40 protein-coding genes and 1 pseudogene are annotated in these 25,745 nt (G+C 40.6%); 37 read left to right on the top strand and 4 right to left on the bottom strand.

Going from position 1 to position 25,745, the window contains the following annotated elements; all coding sequences use genetic code 11:
- Positions 1-36: 36 nt before the first annotated feature.
- The 37 genes from B7699_RS08755 (at position 37) to B7699_RS08575 (ending at position 22,636) form a co-directional block, all read left to right on the top strand.
- Positions 37-543, top strand: coding sequence for a GNAT family N-acetyltransferase (locus tag B7699_RS08755; RefSeq protein WP_084927972.1), 507 nt, complete (start codon positions 37-39; stop codon positions 541-543).
- Complete coding sequence (gene nrdG / locus B7699_RS08750) at positions 536-1,126, top strand: anaerobic ribonucleoside-triphosphate reductase activating protein (RefSeq protein WP_084927971.1); 591 nt, start codon at positions 536-538, stop codon at positions 1,124-1,126. The genes B7699_RS08755 and nrdG overlap by 8 nt, the downstream gene beginning before the upstream one ends.
- 253 nt (positions 1,127-1,379) lie before the next feature.
- A complete protein-coding gene (gene rpsJ / locus B7699_RS08745) occupies positions 1,380-1,688 on the top strand; it encodes a 30S ribosomal protein S10 (protein WP_001284513.1) in 309 nt (102 codons plus the stop codon).
- An 82-nt stretch (positions 1,689-1,770) separates the two neighbouring features.
- Entirely contained in the window at positions 1,771-2,397 is a 627-nt protein-coding gene (rplC, locus tag B7699_RS08740) for a 50S ribosomal protein L3 (protein ID WP_000160197.1), read from the top strand.
- A 24-nt stretch (positions 2,398-2,421) separates the two neighbouring features.
- The gene (gene rplD, locus B7699_RS08735) at positions 2,422-3,045 is read left to right on the top strand and encodes a 50S ribosomal protein L4 (protein ID WP_000024537.1); all 624 of its coding nucleotides are present in this window, start codon (positions 2,422-2,424) and stop codon (positions 3,043-3,045) included.
- On the top strand, positions 3,045-3,341 hold the full coding sequence (locus B7699_RS08730) for a 50S ribosomal protein L23 (RefSeq protein WP_001055347.1): 297 nt from the start codon (positions 3,045-3,047) through the stop codon (positions 3,339-3,341). The genes rplD and B7699_RS08730 overlap by 1 nt, the downstream gene beginning before the upstream one ends.
- A gap of 17 nt (positions 3,342-3,358) precedes the next feature.
- Positions 3,359-4,192, top strand: a complete 834-nt coding sequence (rplB, locus tag B7699_RS08725) for a 50S ribosomal protein L2 (protein ID WP_000512911.1) — start codon at positions 3,359-3,361, stop codon at positions 4,190-4,192.
- A 103-nt stretch (positions 4,193-4,295) separates the two neighbouring features.
- Positions 4,296-4,577, top strand: a complete 282-nt coding sequence (gene rpsS / locus B7699_RS08720) for a 30S ribosomal protein S19 (RefSeq protein WP_000533766.1) — start codon at positions 4,296-4,298, stop codon at positions 4,575-4,577.
- 11 nt (positions 4,578-4,588) lie between these two features.
- Positions 4,589-4,933, top strand: coding sequence for a 50S ribosomal protein L22 (gene rplV, locus B7699_RS08715; RefSeq protein ID WP_000818137.1), 345 nt, complete (start codon positions 4,589-4,591; stop codon positions 4,931-4,933).
- Positions 4,934-4,945: 12 nt separating this feature from the next.
- On the top strand, positions 4,946-5,599 hold the full coding sequence (gene rpsC, locus B7699_RS08710) for a 30S ribosomal protein S3 (RefSeq protein ID WP_000529936.1): 654 nt from the start codon (positions 4,946-4,948) through the stop codon (positions 5,597-5,599).
- A 3-nt stretch (positions 5,600-5,602) separates the two neighbouring features.
- Entirely contained in the window at positions 5,603-6,016 is a 414-nt protein-coding gene (gene rplP, locus B7699_RS08705; protein ID WP_000960946.1) for a 50S ribosomal protein L16, read from the top strand.
- 9 nt (positions 6,017-6,025) lie between these two features.
- On the top strand, positions 6,026-6,232 hold the full coding sequence (gene rpmC, locus B7699_RS08700; protein WP_000772918.1) for a 50S ribosomal protein L29: 207 nt from the start codon (positions 6,026-6,028) through the stop codon (positions 6,230-6,232).
- Positions 6,233-6,256: 24 nt separating this feature from the next.
- On the top strand, positions 6,257-6,517 hold the full coding sequence (rpsQ, locus tag B7699_RS08695) for a 30S ribosomal protein S17 (RefSeq protein ID WP_000440801.1): 261 nt from the start codon (positions 6,257-6,259) through the stop codon (positions 6,515-6,517).
- 25 nt (positions 6,518-6,542) lie between these two features.
- On the top strand, positions 6,543-6,911 hold the full coding sequence (rplN, locus tag B7699_RS08690; protein WP_000616545.1) for a 50S ribosomal protein L14: 369 nt from the start codon (positions 6,543-6,545) through the stop codon (positions 6,909-6,911).
- A 77-nt stretch (positions 6,912-6,988) separates the two neighbouring features.
- Complete coding sequence (rplX, locus tag B7699_RS08685; protein WP_000497691.1) at positions 6,989-7,294, top strand: 50S ribosomal protein L24; 306 nt, start codon at positions 6,989-6,991, stop codon at positions 7,292-7,294.
- 23 nt (positions 7,295-7,317) lie between these two features.
- The gene (gene rplE, locus B7699_RS08680) at positions 7,318-7,860 is read left to right on the top strand and encodes a 50S ribosomal protein L5 (protein ID WP_000013542.1); all 543 of its coding nucleotides are present in this window, start codon (positions 7,318-7,320) and stop codon (positions 7,858-7,860) included.
- 17 nt (positions 7,861-7,877) lie between these two features.
- On the top strand, positions 7,878-8,063 hold the full coding sequence (locus tag B7699_RS08675) for a type Z 30S ribosomal protein S14 (RefSeq protein WP_001085697.1): 186 nt from the start codon (positions 7,878-7,880) through the stop codon (positions 8,061-8,063).
- Positions 8,064-8,243: 180 nt separating this feature from the next.
- On the top strand, positions 8,244-8,642 hold the full coding sequence (gene rpsH / locus B7699_RS08670; RefSeq protein WP_000245504.1) for a 30S ribosomal protein S8: 399 nt from the start codon (positions 8,244-8,246) through the stop codon (positions 8,640-8,642).
- Positions 8,643-8,829: 187 nt separating this feature from the next.
- Positions 8,830-9,366 (top strand): 50S ribosomal protein L6, encoded by a 537-nt coding sequence (gene rplF / locus B7699_RS08665; RefSeq protein ID WP_000086640.1) that lies wholly within the window; start codon positions 8,830-8,832, stop codon positions 9,364-9,366.
- Positions 9,367-9,449: 83 nt separating this feature from the next.
- On the top strand, positions 9,450-9,806 hold the full coding sequence (gene rplR, locus B7699_RS08660; RefSeq protein WP_000624044.1) for a 50S ribosomal protein L18: 357 nt from the start codon (positions 9,450-9,452) through the stop codon (positions 9,804-9,806).
- Between the two features lie 17 nt (positions 9,807-9,823).
- Positions 9,824-10,318 (top strand): 30S ribosomal protein S5, encoded by a 495-nt coding sequence (rpsE, locus tag B7699_RS08655; RefSeq protein WP_000874202.1) that lies wholly within the window; start codon positions 9,824-9,826, stop codon positions 10,316-10,318.
- A 13-nt stretch (positions 10,319-10,331) separates the two neighbouring features.
- Entirely contained in the window at positions 10,332-10,514 is a 183-nt protein-coding gene (gene rpmD / locus B7699_RS08650; RefSeq protein WP_000057241.1) for a 50S ribosomal protein L30, read from the top strand.
- A 144-nt stretch (positions 10,515-10,658) separates the two neighbouring features.
- The gene (rplO, locus tag B7699_RS08645) at positions 10,659-11,099 is read left to right on the top strand and encodes a 50S ribosomal protein L15 (protein ID WP_000766089.1); all 441 of its coding nucleotides are present in this window, start codon (positions 10,659-10,661) and stop codon (positions 11,097-11,099) included.
- A gap of 12 nt (positions 11,100-11,111) precedes the next feature.
- Complete coding sequence (secY, locus tag B7699_RS08640) at positions 11,112-12,422, top strand: preprotein translocase subunit SecY (RefSeq protein WP_084927970.1); 1,311 nt, start codon at positions 11,112-11,114, stop codon at positions 12,420-12,422.
- Positions 12,423-12,571: 149 nt separating this feature from the next.
- On the top strand, positions 12,572-13,210 hold the full coding sequence (locus tag B7699_RS08635; RefSeq protein WP_084927969.1) for an adenylate kinase: 639 nt from the start codon (positions 12,572-12,574) through the stop codon (positions 13,208-13,210).
- 116 nt (positions 13,211-13,326) lie between these two features.
- Entirely contained in the window at positions 13,327-13,545 is a 219-nt protein-coding gene (infA, locus tag B7699_RS08630; protein WP_001029883.1) for a translation initiation factor IF-1, read from the top strand.
- Between the two features lie 24 nt (positions 13,546-13,569).
- Complete coding sequence (gene rpmJ, locus B7699_RS08625) at positions 13,570-13,686, top strand: 50S ribosomal protein L36 (protein ID WP_001808836.1); 117 nt, start codon at positions 13,570-13,572, stop codon at positions 13,684-13,686.
- Between the two features lie 17 nt (positions 13,687-13,703).
- The gene (gene rpsM / locus B7699_RS08620; RefSeq protein WP_000090781.1) at positions 13,704-14,069 is read left to right on the top strand and encodes a 30S ribosomal protein S13; all 366 of its coding nucleotides are present in this window, start codon (positions 13,704-13,706) and stop codon (positions 14,067-14,069) included.
- A 17-nt stretch (positions 14,070-14,086) separates the two neighbouring features.
- The gene (gene rpsK, locus B7699_RS08615; protein ID WP_001118385.1) at positions 14,087-14,470 is read left to right on the top strand and encodes a 30S ribosomal protein S11; all 384 of its coding nucleotides are present in this window, start codon (positions 14,087-14,089) and stop codon (positions 14,468-14,470) included.
- 42 nt (positions 14,471-14,512) lie between these two features.
- On the top strand, positions 14,513-15,448 hold the full coding sequence (locus B7699_RS08610) for a DNA-directed RNA polymerase subunit alpha (RefSeq protein WP_000568988.1): 936 nt from the start codon (positions 14,513-14,515) through the stop codon (positions 15,446-15,448).
- Positions 15,449-15,459: 11 nt separating this feature from the next.
- Positions 15,460-15,846, top strand: a complete 387-nt coding sequence (rplQ, locus tag B7699_RS08605; protein ID WP_000331493.1) for a 50S ribosomal protein L17 — start codon at positions 15,460-15,462, stop codon at positions 15,844-15,846.
- Positions 15,847-16,111: 265 nt separating this feature from the next.
- Positions 16,112-16,378: an ACT domain-containing protein gene (locus B7699_RS08600; protein ID WP_084927968.1), complete on the top strand. Its 267-nt coding sequence runs from the start codon at positions 16,112-16,114 to the stop codon at positions 16,376-16,378.
- 9 nt (positions 16,379-16,387) lie between these two features.
- Positions 16,388-17,725: a PFL family protein gene (locus B7699_RS08595; RefSeq protein ID WP_084927967.1), complete on the top strand. Its 1,338-nt coding sequence runs from the start codon at positions 16,388-16,390 to the stop codon at positions 17,723-17,725.
- A 244-nt stretch (positions 17,726-17,969) separates the two neighbouring features.
- On the top strand, positions 17,970-18,662 hold the full coding sequence (locus B7699_RS08590; RefSeq protein WP_084927966.1) for a histidine phosphatase family protein: 693 nt from the start codon (positions 17,970-17,972) through the stop codon (positions 18,660-18,662).
- A gap of 160 nt (positions 18,663-18,822) precedes the next feature.
- The gene (gene leuS / locus B7699_RS08585) at positions 18,823-21,324 is read left to right on the top strand and encodes a leucine--tRNA ligase (RefSeq protein WP_084927965.1); all 2,502 of its coding nucleotides are present in this window, start codon (positions 18,823-18,825) and stop codon (positions 21,322-21,324) included.
- A gap of 188 nt (positions 21,325-21,512) precedes the next feature.
- Positions 21,513-22,208 (top strand): GNAT family N-acetyltransferase, encoded by a 696-nt coding sequence (locus B7699_RS08580; RefSeq protein WP_084927964.1) that lies wholly within the window; start codon positions 21,513-21,515, stop codon positions 22,206-22,208.
- A gap of 11 nt (positions 22,209-22,219) precedes the next feature.
- Positions 22,220-22,636 (top strand): GNAT family N-acetyltransferase, encoded by a 417-nt coding sequence (locus tag B7699_RS08575; RefSeq protein ID WP_084927963.1) that lies wholly within the window; start codon positions 22,220-22,222, stop codon positions 22,634-22,636.
- Between the two features lie 735 nt (positions 22,637-23,371).
- Here B7699_RS08575 and B7699_RS08570 read toward each other — a convergent pair.
- The 4 genes and pseudogenes from B7699_RS08570 to B7699_RS08555 form a co-directional block, all read right to left on the bottom strand.
- Positions 23,372-23,464 carry a type I toxin-antitoxin system Fst family toxin gene (locus B7699_RS08570; RefSeq protein WP_000970294.1) on the bottom strand — a complete coding sequence of 31 codons (93 nt, stop codon included), beginning with the start codon at positions 23,462-23,464 and terminating at the stop codon, positions 23,372-23,374.
- Between the two features lie 350 nt (positions 23,465-23,814).
- Positions 23,815-23,892, bottom strand: a pseudogene (locus B7699_RS08565) (type I toxin-antitoxin system Fst family toxin); the annotation flags it as partial.
- 304 nt (positions 23,893-24,196) lie between these two features.
- Positions 24,197-25,312, bottom strand: coding sequence for a site-specific integrase (locus B7699_RS08560; protein WP_084928040.1), 1,116 nt, complete (start codon positions 25,310-25,312; stop codon positions 24,197-24,199).
- Positions 25,305-25,523, bottom strand: coding sequence for a DUF3173 family protein (locus B7699_RS08555; protein WP_084927962.1), 219 nt, complete (start codon positions 25,521-25,523; stop codon positions 25,305-25,307). Before B7699_RS08555 ends, B7699_RS08560 begins: the two co-directional genes overlap by 8 nt.
- Positions 25,524-25,745: the final 222 nt, after the last annotated feature.

Below are 25,745 nucleotides of genomic sequence, written 5' to 3'. Positions count from 1 at the left end.
AGTCAGCTCTCGCTTTTCTCATAGTGGGAGGTAAGGATGGAACTACGCAGACCAAGATTAGCAGATAAAGAAACAGTTTTAGAGATGATGGCAGAGTTTGAAAAAAATCAGTCGCCTCACGACGGTGGTTTCTGGGATACAGAAAATTTTTCTTATGAGGAATGGTTGAATATTAATCAGGATAAAGAAATGGGAATAAACTTGCCTGAAAATCGTGTTCCTTCTATTCAATTTGTATCGTTTGATGATGTAGGTCGTGCTCTAGGATTTTTGAATCTGCGATTGAGACTGAATGAGGGTTTACTGAATTATGCTGGCCACATTGGCTACTCCATTCGTCCATCAGAAAGAGGCAAGGGTTATGCTAAGGAAACTCTCCGTCAGGGCTTGCAAGTTGCTAAGGAAAAGAACATCAAGAGAACTCTTGTGACCTGTAGCGTGAATAATCCTGCTAGCAGAGCAGTCATTTTAGCAAATGGTGGGCTCCTTGAGGATGTTCGTAATGGAGTTGAGCGTTATTGGATAGAGGTAGCGAATGAATAATCCAAAACCACAAGAATGGAAAAGCGAGGAACTCAGTCAAGGGCGTATCATCGACTACAAAGCCTTTAACTTTGTAGATGGAGAAGGTGTGCGTAACTCTCTCTATGTATCAGGTTGTATGTTTCACTGCGAGGGGTGCTATAATGTAGCTACCTGGTCCTTTAATGCAGGCATTCCCTATACAGCAGAATTAGAAGAACAAATCATAGCAGACCTTGCCCAGCCCTATGTTCAAGGCTTGACTTTATTAGGAGGAGAACCCTTCCTTAATACAGGAATCCTTTTGCCACTTGTTAAACGTATTCGTCAGGAATTGCCAGATAAAGATATCTGGTCCTGGACGGGCTATACATGGGAAGAAATGATATTGGAAACACAAGATAAACTGGAACTCTTATCACTGATTGACATTCTGGTTGATGGACGGTATGATCGAACTAAGAGAAATCTTATGCTTCAGTTTCGAGGTTCGTCCAATCAACGCATCATCGATGTGCAAAAATCTCTCAAAAGTGGGCAAGTAGTGATTTGGGACAAGCTCAATGACGGGAAAGAAAGCTATGAACAGGTGAAGAGAGAGTAACTTTCTTCCATAGAATATTTAAATAAATGACCTATCAAAAAAGAAAACATTTTCATGTTAAAAATTTTAAAAAACAGCAACAAATCCCTTGCAATCGCAGGGGCTTTGTGTTATTCTATTATGGTGCTGTAAATTACAGCCTTAGCTTTGATGCAAGAGGTTGCGACACGCTCGGTTGCATTGCCACGCAACGCCGCGTCGGTTTTCTTGTGGAGCTAGCCTATTATCTTAAATAGACGAAAAGGAGAAAAAGATGGCAAACAAAAAAATCCGTATCCGTTTGAAAGCTTACGAACACCGTACGCTTGACACAGCGGCTGCAAAAATCGTAGAATCAGCTACTCGTACAGGTGCACAAGTTGCGGGTCCAATCCCACTTCCAACTGAACGTAGCCTCTACACAATCATTCGTGCGACTCACAAATATAAAGACTCTCGCGAACAATTTGAAATGCGTACACACAAACGTTTGATCGATATCGTTAACCCAACTCAAAAAACAGTTGATGCTTTGATGAAATTGGATCTTCCAAGTGGTGTAAACGTAGAAATCAAACTTTAATCTAAAGCTTGATACCTTGAGCATAAAAAACGCTCGTTAAAAACTTTTTGAATAAAAAATATAGAAAAGGAACTATTTTCTCATGACAAAAGGAATCTTAGGGAAAAAAGTGGGAATGACTCAAATCTTCACTGAAGCTGGCGAATTGATCCCTGTAACAGTTATTGAAGCAACTCCAAACGTTGTTCTTCAAGTTAAAACTGTTGAAACAGACGGATACAACGCTATCCAAGTTGGTTTCGATGACAAACGCGAAGTATTGAGCAACAAACCTGCTAAAGGACATGTAGCGAAAGCTAACACGGCTCCTAAGCGCTTCATTCGTGAATTCAAAAACGTTGAAGGCTTGGAAGTTGGTGCTGAAATCACAGTTGAAACATTCGCAGCTGGAGACGTTGTTGACGTAACTGGTACTTCTAAAGGTAAAGGTTTCCAAGGTGTTATCAAACGCCACGGACAATCACGTGGACCAATGGCTCACGGTTCTCGTTACCACCGTCGTCCAGGTTCTATGGGGCCTGTTGCACCTAACCGCGTATTCAAAGGTAAAAACCTTGCAGGACGTATGGGTGGTGACCGCGTAACAATTCAAAACCTTGAAGTTGTACAAGTTGTTCCAGAAAAGAACGTTATCCTTATCAAAGGTAACGTACCAGGTGCTAAGAAATCTCTTATCACTATCAAATCAGCAGTTAAAGCTGGTAAATAATAAAGAAAGGGGAAATCAGTCACAATGGCAAACGTAACATTATTTGACCAAACTGGTAAAGAAGCTGGCCAAGTTGTTCTTAACGATGCAGTATTTGGTATCGAACCAAATGAATCAGTTGTGTTTGATGTGATCATCAGCCAACGCGCAAGCCTTCGTCAAGGAACACACGCTGTTAAAAACCGCTCTGCAGTATCAGGTGGTGGACGCAAACCATGGCGTCAAAAAGGAACTGGACGTGCTCGTCAAGGTTCTATCCGCTCACCACAATGGCGTGGTGGTGGTGTTGTCTTCGGACCAACTCCACGTTCATACGGCTACAAACTTCCACAAAAAGTTCGTCGCCTAGCTCTTAAATCAGTTTACTCTGAAAAAGTTGCTGAAAACAAATTCGTAGCTGTAGACGCTCTTTCATTTACAGCTCCAAAAACTGCTGAATTTGCAAAAGTTCTTGCAGCATTGAGCATCGATTCTAAAGTTCTTGTTATCCTTGAAGAAGGAAATGAATTCGCAGCTCTTTCAGCTCGTAACCTTCCAAACGTGAAAGTTGCAACTGCTACAACTGCAAGTGTTCTTGACATCGCAAATAGCGACAAACTTCTTGTCACACAAGCAGCTATCTCTAAAATCGAGGAGGTTCTTGCATAATGAATTTGTATGATGTTATCAAAAAACCTGTAATCACTGAAAGCTCAATGGCTCAACTTGAAGCAGGCAAATATGTATTTGAAGTTGACACTCGTGCACACAAACTTTTGATCAAGCAAGCTGTTGAAGCTGCTTTCGAAGGTGTTAAAGTTGCTAATGTTAACACAATCAACGTAAAACCAAAAGCTAAACGTGTTGGACGTTACACTGGTTTTACTAACAAAACTAAAAAAGCTATCATCACACTTACAGCTGATTCTAAAGCAATCGAGTTGTTTGCTGCTGAAGCTGAATAATCTAAGGAGGAAATATCGTGGGAATTCGTGTTTATAAACCAACAACAAACGGTCGCCGTAATATGACTTCTTTGGATTTCGCTGAAATCACAACAAGCACTCCTGAAAAATCATTGCTTGTTGCATTGAAGAGCAAGGCTGGTCGTAACAACAACGGTCGTATCACAGTTCGTCACCAAGGTGGTGGACACAAACGTTTCTACCGTTTGGTTGACTTCAAACGTAACAAAGACAACGTTGAAGCAGTTGTTAAAACAATCGAGTACGATCCAAACCGTTCTGCAAATATCGCTCTTGTACACTACACTGACGGTGTGAAAGCATACATCATCGCTCCAAAAGGTCTTGAAGTAGGTCAACGTATCGTTTCAGGTCCAGAAGCAGATATCAAAGTCGGAAACGCTCTTCCACTTGCTAACATCCCAGTTGGTACTTTGATCCACAACATCGAGTTGAAACCAGGTCGTGGTGGTGAATTGGTACGTGCTGCTGGTGCATCTGCTCAAGTATTGGGTTCTGAAGGTAAATACGTTCTTGTTCGTCTTCAATCAGGTGAAGTTCGTATGATTCTTGGAACTTGCCGTGCTACAGTTGGTGTTGTCGGAAACGAACAACATGGACTTGTAAACCTTGGTAAAGCAGGACGTAGCCGTTGGAAAGGTATCCGCCCGACAGTTCGTGGTTCTGTAATGAACCCTAACGATCACCCACACGGTGGTGGTGAAGGTAAAGCACCAGTTGGTCGTAAAGCACCATCTACTCCATGGGGCAAACCTGCTCTTGGTCTTAAAACTCGTAACAAGAAAGCGAAATCTGACAAACTTATCGTTCGTCGTCGCAACGAGAAATAATATTAAACTAGTCGCTTAAGCAACTAGTAAATCCGCCAGCTCGGTAGCGCTCCATGTGAGCGCAAGCCGCTGTGGTACAACATTTAAAGGAGAAAATATAAAAATGGGACGCAGTCTTAAAAAAGGACCTTTCGTCGATGAGCATTTGATGAAAAAAGTTGAAGCTCAAGCTAACGACGAAAAGAAAAAAGTTATTAAAACTTGGTCACGTCGTTCAACGATCTTCCCAAGTTTCATTGGTTACACTATTGCAGTTTATGACGGTCGTAAACACGTACCTGTTTACATCCAAGAAGACATGGTAGGTCACAAACTTGGTGAATTTGCACCAACTCGTACTTACAAAGGTCACGCTGCAGACGACAAGAAAACACGTAGAAAATAAGGAGAACATAAATGGCAGAAATTACTTCAGCTAAAGCAATGGCTCGTACAGTACGTGTTTCACCTCGTAAATCACGTCTTGTTCTTGATAACATCCGTGGTAAAAGCGTAGCCGATGCAATCGCAATCTTGACATTCACTCCAAACAAAGCTGCTGAAATCATCTTGAAAGTTTTGAACTCAGCTGTAGCAAACGCTGAAAACAACTTTGGTTTGGATAAAGCTAACTTGGTAGTATCTGAAGCATTCGCAAACGAAGGACCGACTATGAAACGTTTCCGTCCACGTGCGAAAGGTTCAGCTTCACCAATCAACAAACGTACAGCTCACATCACTGTAGCTGTTGCAGAAAAATAAGGAGGTAAAATCGTGGGTCAAAAAGTACATCCAATTGGTATGCGTGTCGGCATCATCCGTGATTGGGATGCCAAATGGTATGCTGAAAAAGAATACGCGGATTACCTTCATGAAGATCTTGCAATCCGTAAATTCGTTCAAAAAGAACTTGCTGACGCAGCAGTTTCAACTATCGAAATTGAACGCGCAGTAAACAAAGTTAACGTTTCACTTCACACTGCTAAACCAGGTATGGTTATCGGTAAAGGTGGTGCTAACGTTGATGCACTCCGTGCGAAACTTAACAAATTGACTGGAAAACAAGTACACATCAACATCATCGAAATCAAACAACCTGATTTGGATGCTCACCTTGTAGGTGAAGGAATTGCTCGTCAATTGGAGCAACGTGTTGCTTTCCGTCGTGCACAAAAACAAGCAATCCAACGTGCAATGCGTGCTGGAGCTAAAGGAATCAAGACACAAGTATCAGGTCGTTTGAACGGTGCAGATATTGCCCGTGCTGAAGGATACTCTGAAGGAACTGTTCCACTTCACACACTTCGTGCAGATATCGATTACGCTTGGGAAGAAGCAGATACTACATACGGTAAACTTGGTGTTAAAGTATGGATCTACCGTGGTGAAGTTCTTCCAGCTCGCAAAAACACTAAAGGAGGTAAATAACCAATGTTAGTACCTAAACGTGTTAAACACCGTCGTGAATTCCGTGGAAAAATGCGCGGTGAAGCAAAAGGTGGAAAAGAAGTAGCATTCGGTGAATACGGTCTTCAAGCTACAACTAGCCACTGGATCACTAACCGCCAAATCGAAGCTGCTCGTATCGCCATGACTCGTTACATGAAACGTGGTGGTAAAGTTTGGATTAAAATCTTCCCACACAAATCATACACTGCTAAAGCTATCGGTGTGCGTATGGGATCTGGTAAAGGGGCACCTGAAGGTTGGGTAGCACCAGTTAAACGTGGTAAAGTGATGTTCGAAATCGCTGGTGTATCTGAAGAGATCGCTCGCGAAGCGCTTCGTCTTGCTAGCCACAAATTGCCAGTTAAATGTAAATTCGTAAAACGTGAAGCAGAATAAGGAGAAGGCATGAAACTTAATGAAGTAAAAGAATTTGTTAAAGAACTTCGTGGTCTTTCTCAAGAAGAACTCGCGAAGCGCGAAAACGAATTGAAAAAAGAATTGTTTGAACTTCGTTTCCAAGCTGCTACTGGTCAATTGGAACAAACAGCTCGCTTGAAAGAAGTTAAAAAACAAATCGCTCGTATCAAAACAGTTCAATCTGAAGCGAAATAATAGACTAGGGAAGGAGAAATTTCAATGGAACGCAATAATCGTAAAGTTCTTGTTGGACGTGTTGTATCTGACAAAATGGACAAGACAATCACAGTTGTAGTTGAAACAAAACGTAACCACCCAGTCTATGGTAAACGTATTAACTACTCTAAAAAATACAAAGCTCATGATGAAAACAATGTTGCCAAAGAAGGCGATATCGTACGTATCATGGAAACTCGTCCGCTTTCAGCTACAAAACGTTTCCGTCTTGTAGAAGTTGTTGAAGAAGCGGTCATCATCTAATCAAACCTGAAAGGAGAAAACTGAAATGATTCAAACAGAAACTCGTTTGAAAGTCGCAGACAACAGCGGTGCTCGCGAAATCTTGACTATCAAAGTTCTTGGTGGTTCAGGACGTAAATTTGCAAACATCGGTGATGTTATCGTGGCATCTGTAAAACAAGCTACTCCTGGTGGTGCGGTTAAAAAAGGTGACGTTGTTAAAGCAGTTATCGTTCGTACTAAATCAGGTGCTCGTCGTGCTGATGGTTCATACATCAAATTTGACGAAAACGCAGCAGTTATCATCCGTGAAGACAAAACTCCTCGCGGAACACGTATCTTTGGCCCAGTTGCACGTGAATTGCGTGAAGGTGGCTTCATGAAGATCGTGTCACTTGCTCCAGAAGTACTTTAATTTTTAGAAACAAACTAGTCCCCTAGCTTCAAGCTAGGGTGCCCTTATGGGCGTAAGAAAAATCAAGGAGAAACCTAATGTTTGTAAAAAAAGGCGACAAAGTTCGCGTAATCGCTGGTAAAGATAAGGGAACAGAAGCTGTTGTCCTTACTGCCCTTCCAAAAGTAAACAAAGTTATCGTTGAAGGTGTTAACATCGTTAAGAAACACCAACGTCCAACTAACGAGCTTCCTCAAGGTGGTATCATCGAGAAAGAAGCAGCTATCCACGTATCCAACGTTCAAGTTTTGGACAAAAATGGTGTAGCTGGTCGTGTTGGTTACAAATTTGTAGACGGTAAAAAAGTTCGCTACAACAAAAAATCAGGCGAAGTGCTTGATTAATCACGAAGGAAAGGAGAAGTATAATGGCAAATCGTTTAAAAGAAAAATATCTTAATGAAGTAGTTCCTGCTTTGACAGAACAATTCAACTACTCATCAGTGATGGCTGTGCCTAAAGTAGATAAGATCGTTTTGAACATGGGTGTTGGTGAAGCTGTATCAAACGCTAAAAGCCTTGAAAAAGCTGCTGAAGAATTGGCACTTATCTCAGGTCAAAAACCACTTATCACTAAAGCTAAAAAATCAATCGCCGGCTTCCGTCTTCGTGAAGGTGTTGCGATCGGTGCAAAAGTTACCCTTCGTGGTGAACGTATGTACGAATTCTTGGATAAATTGGTTTCAGTTTCACTTCCACGTGTACGTGACTTCCACGGTGTTCCAACAAAATCATTTGATGGACGCGGAAACTACACACTTGGTGTGAAAGAACAATTGATCTTCCCAGAAATCAACTTTGATGACGTTGACAAAACTCGTGGTCTTGACATCGTTATCGTAACAACTGCTAACACTGACGAAGAGTCACGTGCATTGCTTACAGGCCTTGGAATGCCTTTTGCAAAATAATATAGGAGGTAAATCTAATGGCTAAAAAATCAATGATTGCTAAGAACAAACGTCCAGCGAAGTTCTCTACTCAAGCTTATACTCGTTGTGAAAAATGTGGTCGTCCACATTCAGTTTACCGCAAATTTAAACTTTGCCGTGTTTGCTTCCGTGAATTAGCTTACAAAGGACAAATTCCTGGTGTAACAAAAGCATCTTGGTAATTCTAGCTTTCAATCCCGTCGTGATTCGTCGTTATCTGCTTTTGCCTAACTCAAGTTATGCCTGCAAGCAGATGCCTAGACTCACTTAGGAATTGAAACCTAGAAATATATTCTGAGCCCAGCTCAATCATTAACTAGCAAGTGCAACTTGCAAACTACTAGTAAGAGGAGAAAAACAAAATGGTTATGACTGACCCAATCGCAGACTTCCTAACTCGTATTCGTAATGCTAACCAAGCTAAACACGAAGTACTTGAAGTACCTGCATCAAACATCAAAAAAGGGATTGCTGAAATCCTTAAACGCGAAGGTTTTGTAAAAAACGTTGAAATCATCGAAGATGACAAACAAGGCATCATCCGTGTATTCCTTAAATACGGACCAAACGGTGAAAAAGTTATCACTAACTTGAAACGTGTTTCTAAACCAGGACTTCGTGTCTACAAAAAACGTGAAGACCTTCCAAAAGTTCTTAACGGACTTGGAATTGCTATCCTTTCAACTTCTGAAGGTTTGCTTACTGATAAAGAAGCACGCCAAAAGAATGTTGGTGGGGAAGTTATCGCTTACGTTTGGTAATATTTAGCTCCCAATTTCTTTGTGACTCTTCGTTATCGTCTCTTGCCTAACCCAAAGTTATGCCTGCGAGACGATGCCTAGATTCACTTTGAAATTGAAACCTAAATGTTCCTTTAAATCGAGAAATCGATTGACCCCCGTGAAAACTGGCCTTTCTGGCCTGACAATTTAACAGGAGAAAATAAACATGTCACGTATTGGTAATAAAGTTATCGTGTTGCCTGCTGGTGTTGAACTCACTAACAATGACAACGTTGTAACTGTAAAAGGACCTAAAGGAGAACTTACTCGTGAGTTCTCAAAAGATATTGAAATCCGTGTGGAAGGTACTGAAGTAACTCTTCACCGTCCAAACGATTCAAAAGAAATGAAAACTATCCACGGAACTACTCGTGCCCTTTTGAACAACATGGTTGTTGGTGTATCAGAAGGATTCAAGAAAGAACTTGAAATGCGCGGGGTTGGTTACCGTGCACAACTTCAAGGATCTAAACTTGTTTTGGCTGTTGGTAAATCTCATCCAGACGAAGTTGAAGCTCCAGAAGGAATTACTTTTGAACTTCCAAACCCAACAACAATCGTTGTTAGCGGAATTTCAAAAGAAGTAGTTGGTCAAACAGCTGCTTACGTACGTAGCCTTCGTTCACCAGAACCATATAAAGGTAAAGGTATCCGTTACGTTGGTGAATTTGTTCGCCGTAAAGAAGGTAAAACAGGTAAATAATGTTGAGTGGTTGATTTTCAACCACCAACCTATTTTCCAACTTTGTGCATAGCACACGATTTAAAACTAAAGAGGTGAAAACTGTGATTTCAAAACCAGATAAAAACAAACTCCGCCAAAAACGCCACCGTCGCGTTCGCGGAAAACTCTCTGGAACTGCTGATCGCCCACGTTTGAACGTATTCCGTTCTAATACAGGCATCTACGCTCAAGTGATTGATGACGTAGCGGGTGTAACGCTCGCAAGTGCTTCAACTCTTGACAAAGAAGTTTCAAAAGGAACTAAAACTGAACAAGCCGTTGCTGTCGGTAAACTCGTTGCAGAACGTGCAAACGCTAAAGGTATTTCAGAAGTGGTGTTCGACCGCGGTGGATATCTATATCACGGACGTGTGAAAGCTTTGGCTGATGCAGCTCGTGAAAACGGATTGAAATTCTAATAGGAGGACACTAGAAAATGGCATTTAAAGACAATGCAGTTGAATTAGAAGAACGCGTAGTTGCTGTCAACCGTGTTACAAAAGTTGTTAAAGGTGGACGTCGTCTTCGTTTCGCAGCTCTTGTTGTTGTTGGTGACCACAACGGTCGCGTAGGATTTGGTACTGGTAAAGCTCAAGAAGTTCCAGAAGCAATCCGTAAAGCAGTAGATGATGCTAAGAAAAACTTGATCGAAGTTCCTATGGTTGGAACAACAATCCCACACGAAGTTCTTTCAGAATTCGGTGGAGCTAAAGTATTGTTGAAACCTGCTGTAGAAGGTTCTGGAGTTGCCGCTGGTGGTGCAGTTCGTGCCGTTGTGGAATTGGCAGGTGTGGCAGATATTACATCTAAATCACTTGGTTCTAACACTCCAATCAACATTGTTCGTGCAACTGTTGAAGGTTTGAAACAATTGAAACGCGCTGAAGAAGTTGCTGCCCTTCGTGGTATTTCAGTTTCTGATTTGGCATAAGAAAGGGGATAAAATGGCTCAAATTAAAATTACTTTGACTAAGTCTCCAATCGGACGCATTCCATCACAACGTAAAACTGTTGTAGCACTTGGACTTGGCAAATTGAACAGCTCTGTTATTAAAGAAGATAACGCTGCTATCCGTGGTATGATCACAGCAGTATCTCACTTGGTAACAGTTGAAGAAGTAAACTAATGAATTTTTAGGGGATGTGCACTATACCATCCCCTAAAACTAGATATAGTCATCTATGATGACGTCGTATAGGCGAGTTGATGGGGGAGACAACCTTTTCTCCCTTATCGGCGCTAGCATTTTACAAAAGAGGAGAAAATAAAAATGAAACTTCATGAATTGAAACCTGCAGAAGGTTCTCGTAAAGTACGTAACCGCGTTGGTCGTGGTACTTCATCAGGTAACGGTAAAACATCTGGTCGTGGTCAAAAAGGTCAAAAAGCTCGTAGCGGTGGCGGAGTTCGCCTTGGTTTTGAAGGTGGACAAACTCCATTGTTCCGTCGTCTTCCAAAACGTGGATTCACTAACATCAACGCTAAAGAATACGCAATTGTGAACCTTGACCAATTGAACGTCTTTGAAGATGGTGCTGAAGTAACTCCAGTTGTTCTTATCGAAGCAGGAATTGTTAAAGCTGAAAAATCAGGCGTTAAAATTCTTGGTAACGGTGAGTTGACTAAGAAATTGACTGTGAAAGCAGCTAAATTCTCTAAATCAGCTGAAGAAGCTATCACTGCTAAAGGTGGTTCAGTAGAAGTCATCTAAGAGAGGTGACCTATGTTTTTTAAATTATTAAGAGAAGCTCTTAAAGTCAAGCAGGTTCGATCAAAAATTTTATTTACAATTTTTATCGTTTTGGTTTTTCGTATTGGAACTAGCATTACAGTTCCTGGTGTGAATGCCAATAGCTTGAATGCTTTAAGTGGATTATCCTTCTTAAACATGTTGAGCTTGGTGTCAGGGAATGCCTTGAAAAACTTCTCAGTTTTTGCTCTTGGTGTTAGCCCCTACATTACGGCCTCTATCGTTGTCCAACTCTTGCAAATGGATATTTTGCCCAAGTTTGTAGAGTGGGGTAAACAAGGGGAAGTAGGTCGAAGAAAATTGAATCAAGCTACTCGTTATATTGCTCTTGTTTTAGCCTTTGTGCAATCTATCGGGATTACAGCTGGTTTTAATACTTTGGCTGGAGCTCAATTGTTGAAAACAGCTCTTACTCCACAAGTCTTTATCATGATTGGTATCATCTTAACAGCTGGTAGCATGATTGTTACTTGGTTGGGAGAGCAAATTACAGATAAGGGATACGGAAATGGTGTTTCTATGATTATTTTTGCTGGGATTGTTGCCTCAATTCCAGATATGATTCAGGGCATCTATGTGGACTACTTTGTGAACGTCCCAAGTGACCGTATCAACTCATCTATCATTTTTGTAATCATTTTGATTATTACTGTATTGTTGATCATTTACTTTACAACTTATGTTCAACAAGCAGAATACAAAATTCCAATCCAATATACTAAGGTTGCACAAGGTGCTCCATCTAGCTCTTACCTTCCTTTGAAGGTAAACCCTGCTGGAGTTATCCCTGTTATCTTTGCGAGTTCGATTACTGCAGCGCCTGCGGCTATTCTTCAGTTTTTGAGCGCTACAGGTCATGATTGGGCTTGGGTAAGAACAGCACAAGAGATGCTGGCAACAACTTCACCAACTGGTATTGCTATGTATGCTTTGTTGATTATTCTCTTTACATTCTTCTATACGTTTGTACAGATTAATCCTGAAAAAGCTGCAGAGAACTTACAAAAGAGCGGTGCCTATATCCACGGAGTTCGTCCTGGTAAAGGTACAGAAGAATATATGTCTAAACTTCTTCGTCGTCTTGCAACTGTTGGTTCCCTCTTCCTTGGTGTGATTTCTATTTTACCGATTGTAGCAAAAGATGTTTTCGGACTTTCAGAAGCAGTTGCTTTTGGAGGAACTAGTCTTTTGATCATTATCTCTACAGGTATTGAAGGAATCAAACAATTGGAAGGTTACCTATTGAAACGTAAGTATGTTGGTTTCATGGACAGAACAGAATAAAAGTATTTACGAAATCAGTAAATACTGAGGGAGTGGAGGTTTAACTCTAACATTAGTGAGAGTTTGGTCTCCCCTCTTCTATTTTGTTTTTAAATAGGGGTGAAAAGACTTTTTGCTTCTATTTAAAAATAAAATAAGGAGATCAAATCATGAATCTTTTGATTATGGGCTTACCTGGTGCAGGTAAGGGAACTCAAGCAGCAAAAATCGTAGAACAATTCCATGTTGCACATATCTCAACAGGTGATATGTTCCGAGCTGCAATGGCAAATCAAACTGAAATGGGTGTTCTTGCTAAGTCATACATTGACAAGGGTGAATTGGTTCCTGACGAAGTTACAAATGGAATCGTAAAAGAACGTCTTTCACAAGATGATATTAAAGAAACAGGATTCTTGTTGGATGGTTACCCACGTACGATCGAACAAGCTCATGCCTTGGACAAAACTTTGGCTGAACTTGGCATTGAACTAGAAGGGGTTATCAACATTGAAGTGAACCCTGACAGCCTCTTGGAACGTTTGAGTGGTCGTATCATCCACCGCGTAACTGGAGAAACTTTCCATAAGATCTTTAACCCACCAGTTGACTATAAAGAAGAAGATTACTACCAACGTGAAGATGATAAGCCTGAGACAGTAAAACGTCGTTTGGATGTTAATATTGCTCAAGGAGAACCAATCATTGCTCACTATCGTGCCAAAGGTTTGGTTCATGACATCGAAGGTAATCAAGATATCAATGATGTCTTCTCAGATATCGAAAAAGTATTGACAAATTTGAAATAAAGCGTTTTTCGCACTTGCAAAAATCCGCTACAAATGTTATACTGAGATAGTCTGACTTATAATTGTTGTCTCTGTGTCTAGAGGCATCGAATCGAAATTTATGGAGGTGCTTTTGCGTGGCAAAAGACGATGTGATTGAAGTTGAAGGCAAAGTAGTTGATACAATGCCGAATGCAATGTTTACGGTTGAACTTGAAAATGGACATCAGATTTTAGCAACAGTTTCTGGTAAAATTCGTAAAAACTATATTCGTATTTTAGCGGGAGATCGTGTTACTGTCGAAATGAGTCCATATGACTTGACACGTGGACGTATCACTTACCGCTTTAAATAATCGAAAAACTTGGAGGGATAAGAAATGAAAGTAAGACCATCGGTCAAACCAATTTGCGAATACTGTAAAGTTATTCGTCGTAATGGTCGTGTTATGGTAATTTGCCCAGCAAATCCAAAACACAAACAACGTCAAGGATAAGATAGAAAGGAGAAAACATGGCTCGTATTGCTGGAGTTGACATTCCAAATGACAAACGCGTAGTAATCTCATTGACTTATGTTTATGGTATCGGACTTGCAACATCTAAGAAAATTTTGGCTGCTGCTGGAATCTCAGAAGATGTTCGTGTACGTGATCTTACATCAGATCAAGAAGATGCTATCCGTCGTGAAGTGGATGCAATCAAAGTTGAAGGTGACCTTCGTCGTGAAGTAAACTTGAACATCAAACGTTTGATGGAAATCGGTTCATACCGTGGTATCCGTCACCGTCGTGGACTTCCTGTCCGTGGACAAAACACTAAAAACAACGCTCGCACTCGTAAAGGTAAAGCTGTTGCGATTGCTGGTAAGAAAAAATAATATAGGAGGTAAAAGTCTTGGCTAAACCAACACGTAAACGTCGTGTGAAAAAGAATATCGAATCTGGTATTGCTCATATTCACGCTACATTTAATAACACTATTGTTATGATTACTGATGTGCATGGTAATGCAATTGCTTGGTCATCAGCTGGTGCTCTTGGTTTCAAAGGTTCTCGTAAATCTACACCATTCGCTGCTCAAATGGCTTCTGAAGCTGCTGCTAAATCTGCACAAGAACACGGTCTTAAATCAGTTGAAGTTACTGTAAAAGGTCCAGGTTCTGGTCGTGAGTCAGCTATTCGTGCGCTTGCTGCCGCTGGTCTTGAAGTAACAGCAATTCGTGATGTGACTCCAGTGCCACACAATGGTGCTCGTCCTCCAAAACGTCGCCGTGTATAATCATCGCATTACACTGCTTTTCGTTTAAGAGGGAGTAACTAAATGATCGAGTTTGAAAAACCAAATATAACAAAAATTGATGAAAATAAAGATTATGGCAAGTTTGTAATCGAACCACTTGAACGTGGCTACGGTACAACTCTTGGTAACTCTCTTCGTCGTGTACTTCTAGCTTCTCTACCAGGAGCAGCTGTGACATCTATCAACATTGATGGCGTGTTACATGAGTTTGACACAGTTCCAGGTGTTCGTGAAGACGTGATGCAAATCATTCTGAACATTAAAGGAATTGCAGTGAAATCGTACGTTGAAGACGAAAAAATCATCGAACTAGATGTTGAAGGTCCTGCTGAAGTAACAGCTGGTGACATTTTGACAGATAGCGATATTGAAATTGTAAATCCAGATCATTATCTCTTTACAATCGGTGAAGGTTCTTCCCTAAAAGCGACTATGACTGTTAACAGTGGTCGTGGATATGTACCTGCTGATGAAAATAAAAAAGATAATGCACCAGTTGGAACACTTGCTGTAGATTCTATTTATACACCAGTTACAAAAGTCAACTATCAAGTGGAACCTGCTCGTGTAGGTAGCAATGATGGATTTGACAAACTAACCCTTGAAATCTTGACAAATGGAACAATTATTCCAGAAGATGCTTTAGGGCTTTCAGCACGTATTTTGACAGAACATCTTGATTTGTTTACAAATCTTACTGAGATTGCTAAGTCAACTGAAGTGATGAAAGAAGCTGATACTGAATCTGACGATCGTATTTTGGATCGTACGATTGAGGAACTGGATTTGTCTGTGCGTTCATACAACTGTTTGAAACGTGCCGGTATCAATACTGTGCATGATTTGACAGAAAAATCTGAAGCAGAGATGATGAAAGTACGAAATCTTGGACGCAAGAGTTTGGAAGAAGTGAAACTCAAACTCATTGATTTGGGTCTTGGATTAAAAGATAAATAAAGGAGGAATACATGGCTTACCGTAAACTAGGACGCACTAGCTCACAACGTAAAGCAATGCTTCGCGATTTGACAACTGACCTTTTGATCAACGAATCAATCGTGACAACTGAAGCTCGTGCTAAAGAAATCCGTAAAACTGTTGAAAAAATGATTACTCTAGGTAAACGTGGTGATTTGCATGCACGTCGTCAAGCAGCTGCTTTCGTACGTAATGAAATCGCATCTGAAAACTATGATGAAGCAACTGATAAGTACACTTCTACTACAGCACTTCAAAAATTGTTCTCAGAAATCGCACCTCGTTATGCTGAACGTAACGGTGGATACACTCGTATCCTTAAAACTGAACCACGTCGTGGTGATGCAGCGCCAATGGCGATCATCGAATTAGTATAAAATCATCAATTTTGTTGAGTGTTATGATGATGGAGTCTTGTGCTCTTAGTCTAGCTCTGGTCTACCGCTAGGATTTCGGTCCTAGCGGGAACACTCATCATAAGTTGGGATAGTAGACGCTTGTTTACGAAATTGTTTTTTGCTTAAGAACAACTTCGTAAGCAGGCGTTTTTGAGTATTTTAGTTAGAATTATGCTATACTATTTGAAAAGAATCCTGTTTAATGTTCAGGTTTCCTAATTAAAAGAAGAATTGGAGTTTGCTTATGAAAGCGATTATAACTGTTGTTGGTAAAGATAAAACTGGAATTGTTGCAGGTGTTTCTGGTAAAATAGCAGAATTGGGTTTGAATATTGATGATATCTCTCAAACTGTCTTGGATGAATATTTCACGATGATGGCTGTCGTCTCTAGTGATGAAAAGCAAGATTTTACACGTCTTCGTAATGAATTTGAAGCTTTTGGGCAAATTTTGAATGTGAAAATCAACATTCAGAGTGCAGCGATTTTCGAAGCTATGTATAATATCTAGGAGGTTATCATGGATATTAGACAAGTTACTGAAACCATCTCCATGATTGAGGAGCAAAACTTCGATATCAGAACTATTACCATGGGGATTTCCCTTTTGGACTGTATCGATCCGGATATCAATCGTGCTGCGGAGAAAATTTATCAAAAGATTAGGACCAAGGCAGCTAATTTAGTGGCTGTTGGCGATGAAATTGCGGCTGAGTTGGGGATTCCAATCGTTAATAAGCGTGTATCGGTGACACCCATTTCTCTGATAGGGGCAGCGACAGATGCGACGGACTATGTGGTTCTGGCAAAAGCGCTTGATAAGGCTGCGAAAGAAATCGGTGTGGATTTTATTGGTGGTTTCTCTGCCTTGGTACAAAAGGGGTACCAAAAGGGAGATGAGATTCTCATCAATTCTATTCCTCGTGCTTTGGCCGAAACGGACAAGGTCTGCTCGTCAGTCAATATCGGCTCAACCAAGTCTGGTATCAATATGACGGCTGTCGCAGATATGGGACGAGTTATCAAGGAAACGGCAACTCTATCTGATATGGGGGCAGCCAAGTTGGTTGTATTCGCTAATGCTGTTGAGGACAATCCATTTATGGCGGGTGCCTTCCATGGTGTTGGGGAGGCAGATGTCATCATCAATGTCGGAGTTTCCGGTCCTGGTGTGGTGAAGCGTGCCTTGGAAAAAGTTCGTGGAGAGAGCTTTGACGTAGTAGCCGAAACAGTTAAGAAAACTGCCTTTAAAATCACTCGTATCGGTCAATTGGTTGGTCAAATGGCCAGTGAGAGACTGGGTGTGGAATTTGGTATTGTGGACTTGAGTTTGGCGCCAACTCCTGCGGTTGGAGATTCTGTAGCACGTGTCCTAGAAGAAATGGGACTAGAGACAGTTGGTACGCATGGAACGACGGCTGCCTTGGCTCTCTTGAACGACCAAGTTAAGAAGGGCGGAGTGATGGCCTGTAACCAAGTTGGTGGTTTGTCTGGTGCCTTTATCCCTGTTTCTGAGGATGAGGGAATGATTGCTGCAGTGCAAAATGGCTCTCTTAATTTGGAAAAACTAGAAGCTATGACGGCTATCTGTTCCGTTGGTTTGGATATGATTGCCATTCCGGAGGATACACCTGCTGAAACCATTGCGGCTATGATTGCGGATGAGGCTGCAATTGGTGTCATTAACATGAAGACAACAGCTGTTCGTATTATTCCAAAAGGAAAAGAAGGCGACATGATTGAGTTTGGTGGCCTATTAGGAACTGCACCTGTTATGAAGGTCAATGGGGCTTCGTCTGTTGATTTCATCTCTCGTGGGGGACAAATCCCAGCACCAATTCATAGTTTTAAAAATTAAGAAAATAGGAGAAATTTTAAGTTCTATTTAAGGTTGGCTTTGTATACTATAATCATTAAATAAAGACCTCCTAATATTATTTGAAACAGATAACACTGATTTAGTTTGAATTTGATTTTCATCTAATATCTTTATTTAATAGAACTCCTAAACTTTTTCATAATAATCTCCTGCAAAAGTCACCTGTCTGGGTGGCTTTTGTTTTATCATCCATGATATAATAGAAGCAAACGGAGGACGGAAAATGGTAAAAGTACGATTGTATTTGGTACGTCATGGCAAGACTATGTTTAACACGATTGGTCGCGCGCAAGGTTGGAGCGATACTCCTTTAACGGCTGAAGGTGAGCGAGGGATTCAAGAATTAGGAATCGGTTTGCGAGAATCTGGTCTACAGTTTGATCGCGCTTATTCCAGTGATTCTGGCCGCACCATTCAGACAATGGGAATTATTCTTGAAGAACTTGGTTTGCAGGGGAAAATCCCTTATCGCATGGACAAACGTATCAGAGAATGGTGTTTTGGTAGCTTTGACGGAGCTTATGATGGTGATCTTTTCATGGGCATTATTCCTCGTATCTTTAATGTGGATCATGTTCACCAATTGTCTTATGCTGAACTGGCTGAGGGGTTGGTAGAGGTCGATACAGCTGGTTGGGCTGAAGGATGGGAAAAACTCAGTGGCCGAATCAAGGAAGGTTTTGAAGCGATTGCCAAAGAAATGGAAGAGCAAGGTGGGGGCAATGCCCTAGTCGTGAGCCACGGAATGACCATTGGAACCATTGTGTATCTGATTAATGGCATGCATCCGCATGGTCTCGATAATGGTAGCGTGACGATACTTGAATATGAGGACGGCCAGTTTAGCGTAGAAGTTGTCGGTGACAGTAGTTACCGACAACTAGGACGTGAGAAGATGCTAGAGAAAAATAATTGATAGAAGTTAGCTCCAAGTGTGGGCTAATTTTTTGTACTGCTAAATAAGCTGGATTTGCGATTCGGTCTTTCTTGGCATACAAGCCCAAAAGAACATTTCTCGTCTTTCAAATTCCCTCAAAAATGGTATAATAGTAACATCACAAAATTGGAGAGAGACCATGAGTTTTTACAATCATAAAGAAATTGAGCCTAAGTGGCAGGGCTACTGGGCAGAACATCATACATTTAAGACAGGAACTGATGCATCAAAACCTAAGTTTTATGCTCTTGACATGTTCCCTTATCCGTCTGGGGCGGGTCTGCACGTAGGACACCCAGAAGGTTATACTGCAACTGATATCCTCAGCCGTTACAAACGTGCGCGAGGCTACAATGTCCTTCATCCAATGGGGTGGGATGCCTTTGGCTTGCCTGCAGAGCAATACGCTATGGATACTGGTAATGACCCAGCGGAATTTACGGCTGAAAACATTGCTAACTTCAAACGCCAAATTAATGCGCTTGGATTTTCTTACGACTGGGATCGTGAAGTCAATACAACAGATCCAAACTACTACAAATGGACTCAATGGATCTTCACCAAACTTTACGAAAAAGGCTTGGCCTATGAAGCGGAAGTGCCAGTAAACTGGGTGGAAGAATTGGGAACAGCCATCGCCAACGAAGAGGTCCTTCCAGATGGAACATCTGAGCGTGGAGGTTATCCAGTTGTCCGCAAACCAATGCGCCAATGGATGCTCAAAATCACGGCCTACGCAGAGCGCTTGCTCAATGACTTAGATGAACTAGATTGGCCAGAGTCTATTAAGGACATGCAACGGAACTGGATTGGGAAATCAACTGGTGCCAATGTAACTTTTAAAGTTAAGGGAACAGATAAGGAATTCACAGTCTTTACCACTCGTCCTGACACTCTTTTCGGAGCGACTTTCACAGTCTTGGCTCCTGAACATGACCTAGTTGACGCTATCACAAGTCCAGAGCAAGCAGAGGCAGTAGCTGACTATAAACACCAAGCCAGCCTGAAATCAGACTTGGCTCGTACAGACCTTGCCAAAGAAAAAACAGGGGTTTGGACTGGTGCTTATGCCATCAACCCTGTCAATGGCAAGGAAATTCCAATCTGGATTGCTGACTACGTCCTTGCTAGCTATGGTACAGGTGCGGTTATGGCTGTGCCAGCCCATGACCAACGTGATTGGGAATTTGCCAAACAATTTGACCTTCCAATCGTAGAAGTGCTTGAAGGTGGAAACGTTGAAGAAGCTGCCTACACAGAAGATGGCCTTCACGTTAATTCAGACTTCCTAGATGGATTGAACAAAGAAGACGCTATTGCCAAGATTGTGGCTTGGTTGGAAGAAAAATGCTGTGGACAAGAGAAGGTTACCTACCGTCTCCGCGACTGGCTCTTTAGCCGTCAACGATACTGGGGTGAGCCAATTCCAATCATTCATTGGGAAGACGGAACTTCAACAGCTGTTTCTGAAAGTGAATTGCCACTTGTTTTGCCTGTAACCAAGGATATCCGTCCCTCAGGTACTGGTGAAAGTCCACTAGCTAACTTGACAGATTGGCTTGAAGTGACTCGTGAAGATGGTGTCAAAGGTCGTCGTGAAACCAACACCATGCCACAATGGGCAGGTTCAAGCTGGTACTACCTCCGCTATATCGATCCACACAACACTGAGAAATTGGCCGATGAGGATCTTCTCAAACAATGGTTGCCAGTAGATATCTATGTGGGTGGTGCAGAGCATGCTGTTCTTCACTTGCTTTACGCTCGTTTCTGGCACAAATTCCTCTATGACCTCGGTGTTGTTCCAACTAAGGAACCATTCCAAAAACTCTTTAACCAAGGAATGATTTTGGGAACCAGCTACCGTGACCACCGTGGTGCGCTTGTGGCGACTGACAAGGTTGAAAAACGTGATGGATCCTTCTTCCATGTAGAAACAGGGGAAGAGTTGGAGCAAGCGCCAGCCAAGATGTCTAAATCGCTCAAGAACGTTGTCAACCCAGACGACGTGGTGGAACAATACGGTGCTGATACCCTTCGTGTTTATGAAATGTTCATGGGGCCACTTGATGCTTCAATCGCTTGGTCAGAAGAAGGTCTGGAAGGAAGCCGTAAATTCCTTGACCGTGTTTACCGTTTGATTACAAGTAAGGAAATTGTTTCAGAAAACAATGGCGCTCTCGACAAGGTTTATAATGAAACGGTTAAAGCTGTTACTGAGCAAATTGAGTCCCTCAAATTCAACACAGCCATTGCCCAACTTATGGTTTTTGTCAATGCGGCTAACAAGGAAGATAAGCTCTATGTAGACTACGCCAAAGGCTTTATCCAATTGATTGCTCCATTTGCGCCTCACTTGGCAGAAGAGCTCTGGCAAACAGTTGCAGCAACAGGTGAGTCAATCTCTTACGTGGCTTGGCCAACATGGGACGAAAGCAAATTGGTTGAAGACGAAATCGAAATCGTTGTCCAAATCAAAGGTAAAGTCCGTGCCAAACTCATGGTCGCTAAAGACCTATCACGCGAAGAATTACAAGAAATTGCTCTCGCTGATGAAAAAGTTAAAGCAGAGATCGATGGTAAGGAAATCGTGAAAGTGATTGCGGTACCTAATAAACTCGTTAATATCGTCGTTAAATAACGAATTTATTAGCCCTATCTGCCACCTTCAATAGTCTACTGGACTATTGAAGCCAACTAAATTGGTTAATATCATTGTGAAATAAGATAGGAATCCTTCAGAGTAGAATCTGGAGGATTTTTTGAATCTTGTTATGAAAGTATGGTATACTATGGGCAACTATAAAGTTTGAAATTAGGGAGAAAGCTATGCCAGTAAATGAATATGGTCAGATGATTGGGGAGTCAATGGAAGGTTATACACCAGGTGAATTGCCTTCTATTGATTTCTTAGAAGGATGTTATGCTCGAATAGAAGCTCTTTCCGTGGAAAAGCATGCGGAGGATTTATTAGCTGTTTATGGTCCGGATACTCCTCGGGAGATGTGGACCTACCTCTTTCAGGAACCAGTAGCAGATATGGAGGAGCTGGTTAGCCTCTTAAATCAGATGTTGGCTCGTAAGGACCGTTTTTACTATGCAATCATAGACAAGGCAACTGGTAAGGCTTTGGGAACTTTTTCTCTCATGCGTATCGACCAGAATAACCGAGCAATAGAAGTGGGAGCTGTCACTTTTTCTCCAAAACTCAGGGGGACAAGGATAGGGACAGAAGCTCAGTATCTCTTGGCTCGCTATGTCTTTGAAGAATTGCACTATCGTCGCTATGAGTGGAAATGCGATGCCTTAAATCTGCCATCCAGACGAGCTGCGGAGCGTTTGGGATTTATTTATGAAGGAACATTCCGTCAGGCAGTGGTTTATAAGGGACGGACGAGGGATACGGACTGGTTGTCTATGATTGATAAGGACTGGCCCAAAATCAAAGATCGTTTGGAAACATGGTTGCGTCCTGAAAACTTTGATAAAAATGGACGACAGTACAAGAGCTTGAGAGAGCTTTAAGAGGTGTTGAGATGATTACTATTAAAAAGCAAGAAATTGTCAAGCTAGAGGATGTTTTGCATCTCTATCAGGCTGTCGGTTGGACAAATTATACCCATCAACCTCAGATGCTGGCTCAGGCCTTGTCTCATTCATTAGTAATTTATCTGGCACTTGATGGTGATGCTGTGGTGGGCTTGATTCGTTTGGTTGGAGATGGTTTTTCATCAGTTTTTGTACAGGATTTGATCGTTTTGCCTAGTTATCAGCGCCAAGGGATTGGTAGTGCCCTAATGAAAGAGGCTTTAGAGGATTACAAAGATGCCTATCAAGTTCAGCTGGTAACAGAACAGACAGAAAAAAACGTGGGATTTTATCGTTCTATGGGCTTTGAAATCTTATCCACCTATAATTGTATAGGGATGACTTGGACGAATCGAGAAAAATAACAAAACTTGTTTTTTCTTAAGCAAAGTTTAAGGATAGTCTAGTATGATATAGTCATTAAATAAAGACCTCCTAACTTTATTTAATGAAATCCTAAAACTTTTTTCATCATAATCTCCTAATGAAGTCACCCAATCAGGTGACTTTTTTGTGGGGTGAGGTGATGGTAATAGAAATTTTTTTGAAAAGTGGTAGAATCTGCGAAAAGTTAAGCTAGTTTTAAGCTTCGTCATGTATCATATAGTTATTAAATAAAGACCTCCTAACTTTATTTAATAAAATCCTAAACTTTTCTTTTTCATAATAATCTCCCTTAACTCCACCCAATCAGGTGGAGTTTTTTGGCTCTATTTCAGGCTTTTTGGGACTATTCTAAAAATAATTTTCCGATATTTTTCGGTATTTTTCGGATTTTGGTCGGGGAATTGGCGGGGACTTTTTTAGAAAATATGACTAAGAAATAGGTTTGTTGTTACTTCAGCTACTTCAAACTCAATTTGATTGTAAGTGACTATTAATTGAAGGACTAGAACTACTGTAATAATGCTCTTGGTTGTCAAGGAGTGAGTCATCATATTGTTGTACAGCGGTTAAAGCTTGAAAAGTCGAGAATGTAAACCTTTGACAAAATTTGTGAACTGTGGGATAATGGATAGGAATTAAGGATTAGTTCTATATCATGGACTAGAAAAGACCCCAAGCTAACTTCCACATTAAGCTTGGGGTCTTTTTTGACACTATCTATCTTTGTTTAGCCATTTATCGACTAAGCGAAGGATGACACCGACCACAATCGGTCCGATGATAGTTTTAAGGATTAGTTCCATCATGGGCTATCTCACCTCCTTTCGTAGGCGGTGTAGCAGTGCCGTAGAATATTATACCACATAAGTGCTAAACTCGGGAGTCATTCAATCAGGTGGAGTTTTTTGGCTCTATTTCAGGTTTTTGGGGACTATTTTAAACATCATTTTCCGATAACTTTTGCTTAATCTTATAAACTTTATTGGACAGATTCTAAAGTTGGAGAAGCTGAATTGATGAAGATATAAACTTTTGACAAATTTTGTGAACTATGGGATAATAAAAGGGAATTAAGTATTGTGTCTATATCATAGGCTAGAAAAGACCCCAAGCCACGTCCAAATAAGCTTGGGGTCTTTTTGACACTATTTGTCCTTAGCCATTTATCGACTAATCGAAGAACGACACCGACCACAATTGGTCCGATGATAGTTTTAAGTATTGTATCCATCATGGGCTATCTCACCTCCTTTCGCAGGCGGTGTAGAAGTGCCGTAGAATATTATACCACATAAGTGCTAAAGTCGGGAGTCGCCTAATTAGGTGGCTTTTTTGTTTGTGACTTGGTTTTTTGATATAATAGAGCTATAAGTAATAAATTAGTGAAAGTAGCGTGAAATCAAGGTCTATTGCAAGTATATAGCAAAACGGCAACAATTTTGGAAACTTAAAAGGCAATAAGTGAAATCTTATTGCCTTTTGCAATACTTTTTAATCTGCAAAAGACTTCGCTATTTACAGACTAAAAAATATTTAAATCATTTAATTGAGAGTATGCCATCTAGCTTATCTGCTACCTCCTTCATAGCCGTAGGACGTAAATGGGAGTATGTACCTAGCGTAGTGCTTATATTCGTATGTCCTAGCCTATTTTGGAGTTCCAAATCATTCATTCCTAAAGAAAGCAGTAAACTAGCATGGGAGTGTCTTAAAGCGTGTATACGGATAGGTTTAACATTAACAAGTTCACAATGTTTTTTTAACATATACTGAAAACTAGTAGGGGACATAGGAGAACCTTTTTGAGAAAAAACAAAATCGTTATTTTCTACCTTTTGCCATTTTTCCCAATCAGAAAGGATTTTTACAGTTGTTTTGTCTAAATAGATTTTTCTAATACCTGTTATTGTCTTTGTCGGATTAATAATCCAATCATTTTTACTCTTATAGTATAAAGATTTGTTGACCATAAGAGAATTATCAGAGAAATCTATATCTTGCCATGTTAGGGCTTGTAACTCACTTTTTCTCAAACCAGTCATAAAGAATAAAGTAAAAGCAGTATAATATAAACGCTCCTTATACTTGTTTAAGTCGAAACTTGATATAAAAGTCTGAAATTCTTCTACCGTCCAAAAATCGACCTCTTGTCGCTTTTTGGAAACATTACCTAGTTTTGTAGCCGAATTTTCATAGATGACTTCTAGCTTTAAAGCAAAGTTGAAAATTGATACCAAAGTTCCATGTAACAATCTAACATAAGTATTTGATAACTCTTCCTTTAATAATTCTGTCTGCCAATATCCTACATGGATCGGCTTAATATCCACTATTTTCATATCATAAAAATATGCTAACCTTTTTAAATTTGACGAAAAGGTATAAAAAGTACGTGCTGACACCGTTTTTTCATAGTGTGGGATATAATAGTTATCAAGAAACATCTTAAAAGTCAACTTTATGCCGTTTGTAATTGCCTTTTTAGAGTGTTTTGCCATGGTTTCAGTATGCCAGTCTTTGGCTTCTTTTTGTGTTTTAAAACCACGCTTTTTCTTCTGCATTCTCTTGCCAGTAATTTTATCAAAACCAAGAGACGCAACGGAATAATATGTTTTTGTCTCTTTATCATAATAGACATTACTTTTTTTAGGCATAGTCTTGAGTATCTTCGACATTCTCAAAGTCAATTTTAACTCCAAGAAGTTCCTCAACAGTTTCTAAAGGAACTCGTCCAAGTCCTTTACTTTCGTACCATGTTAAGCCCTGACTAGCAAGTTTTGCCTTAGCTTGTTTAACTAACATCATTCCTTGCCATGATGAAAAACCTAATTTCATTAAGTCTTTTTTAGTTACAAATTTTGTCATTGTCTTTCTCCTTTTTGTATGTTATACTTTATATAGTTTTTTTATATTTGATGTGTGATTGATTTTCACGCATCTTTTTTTTGCATCTAGTCCATAAATTCCTATCATTCAGGAACATATAAATATTATCTATTTCTTGCCTTACTGATATACACTTCCCAAAGCGTACTATACGAAAGCTAGTATTTAACCTTTCATCAAAGAACATCACAATTTTTTTAG

Origin of the sequence: Streptococcus mitis (assembly GCF_002096835.1) — a bacterium.
GTDB lineage: Bacteria > Bacillota > Bacilli > Lactobacillales > Streptococcaceae > Streptococcus > Streptococcus mitis_W.
The sequence above is the reverse complement of the archived record's forward strand: the minus strand, read 5'-3'. Positions and strand labels throughout refer to the sequence as shown.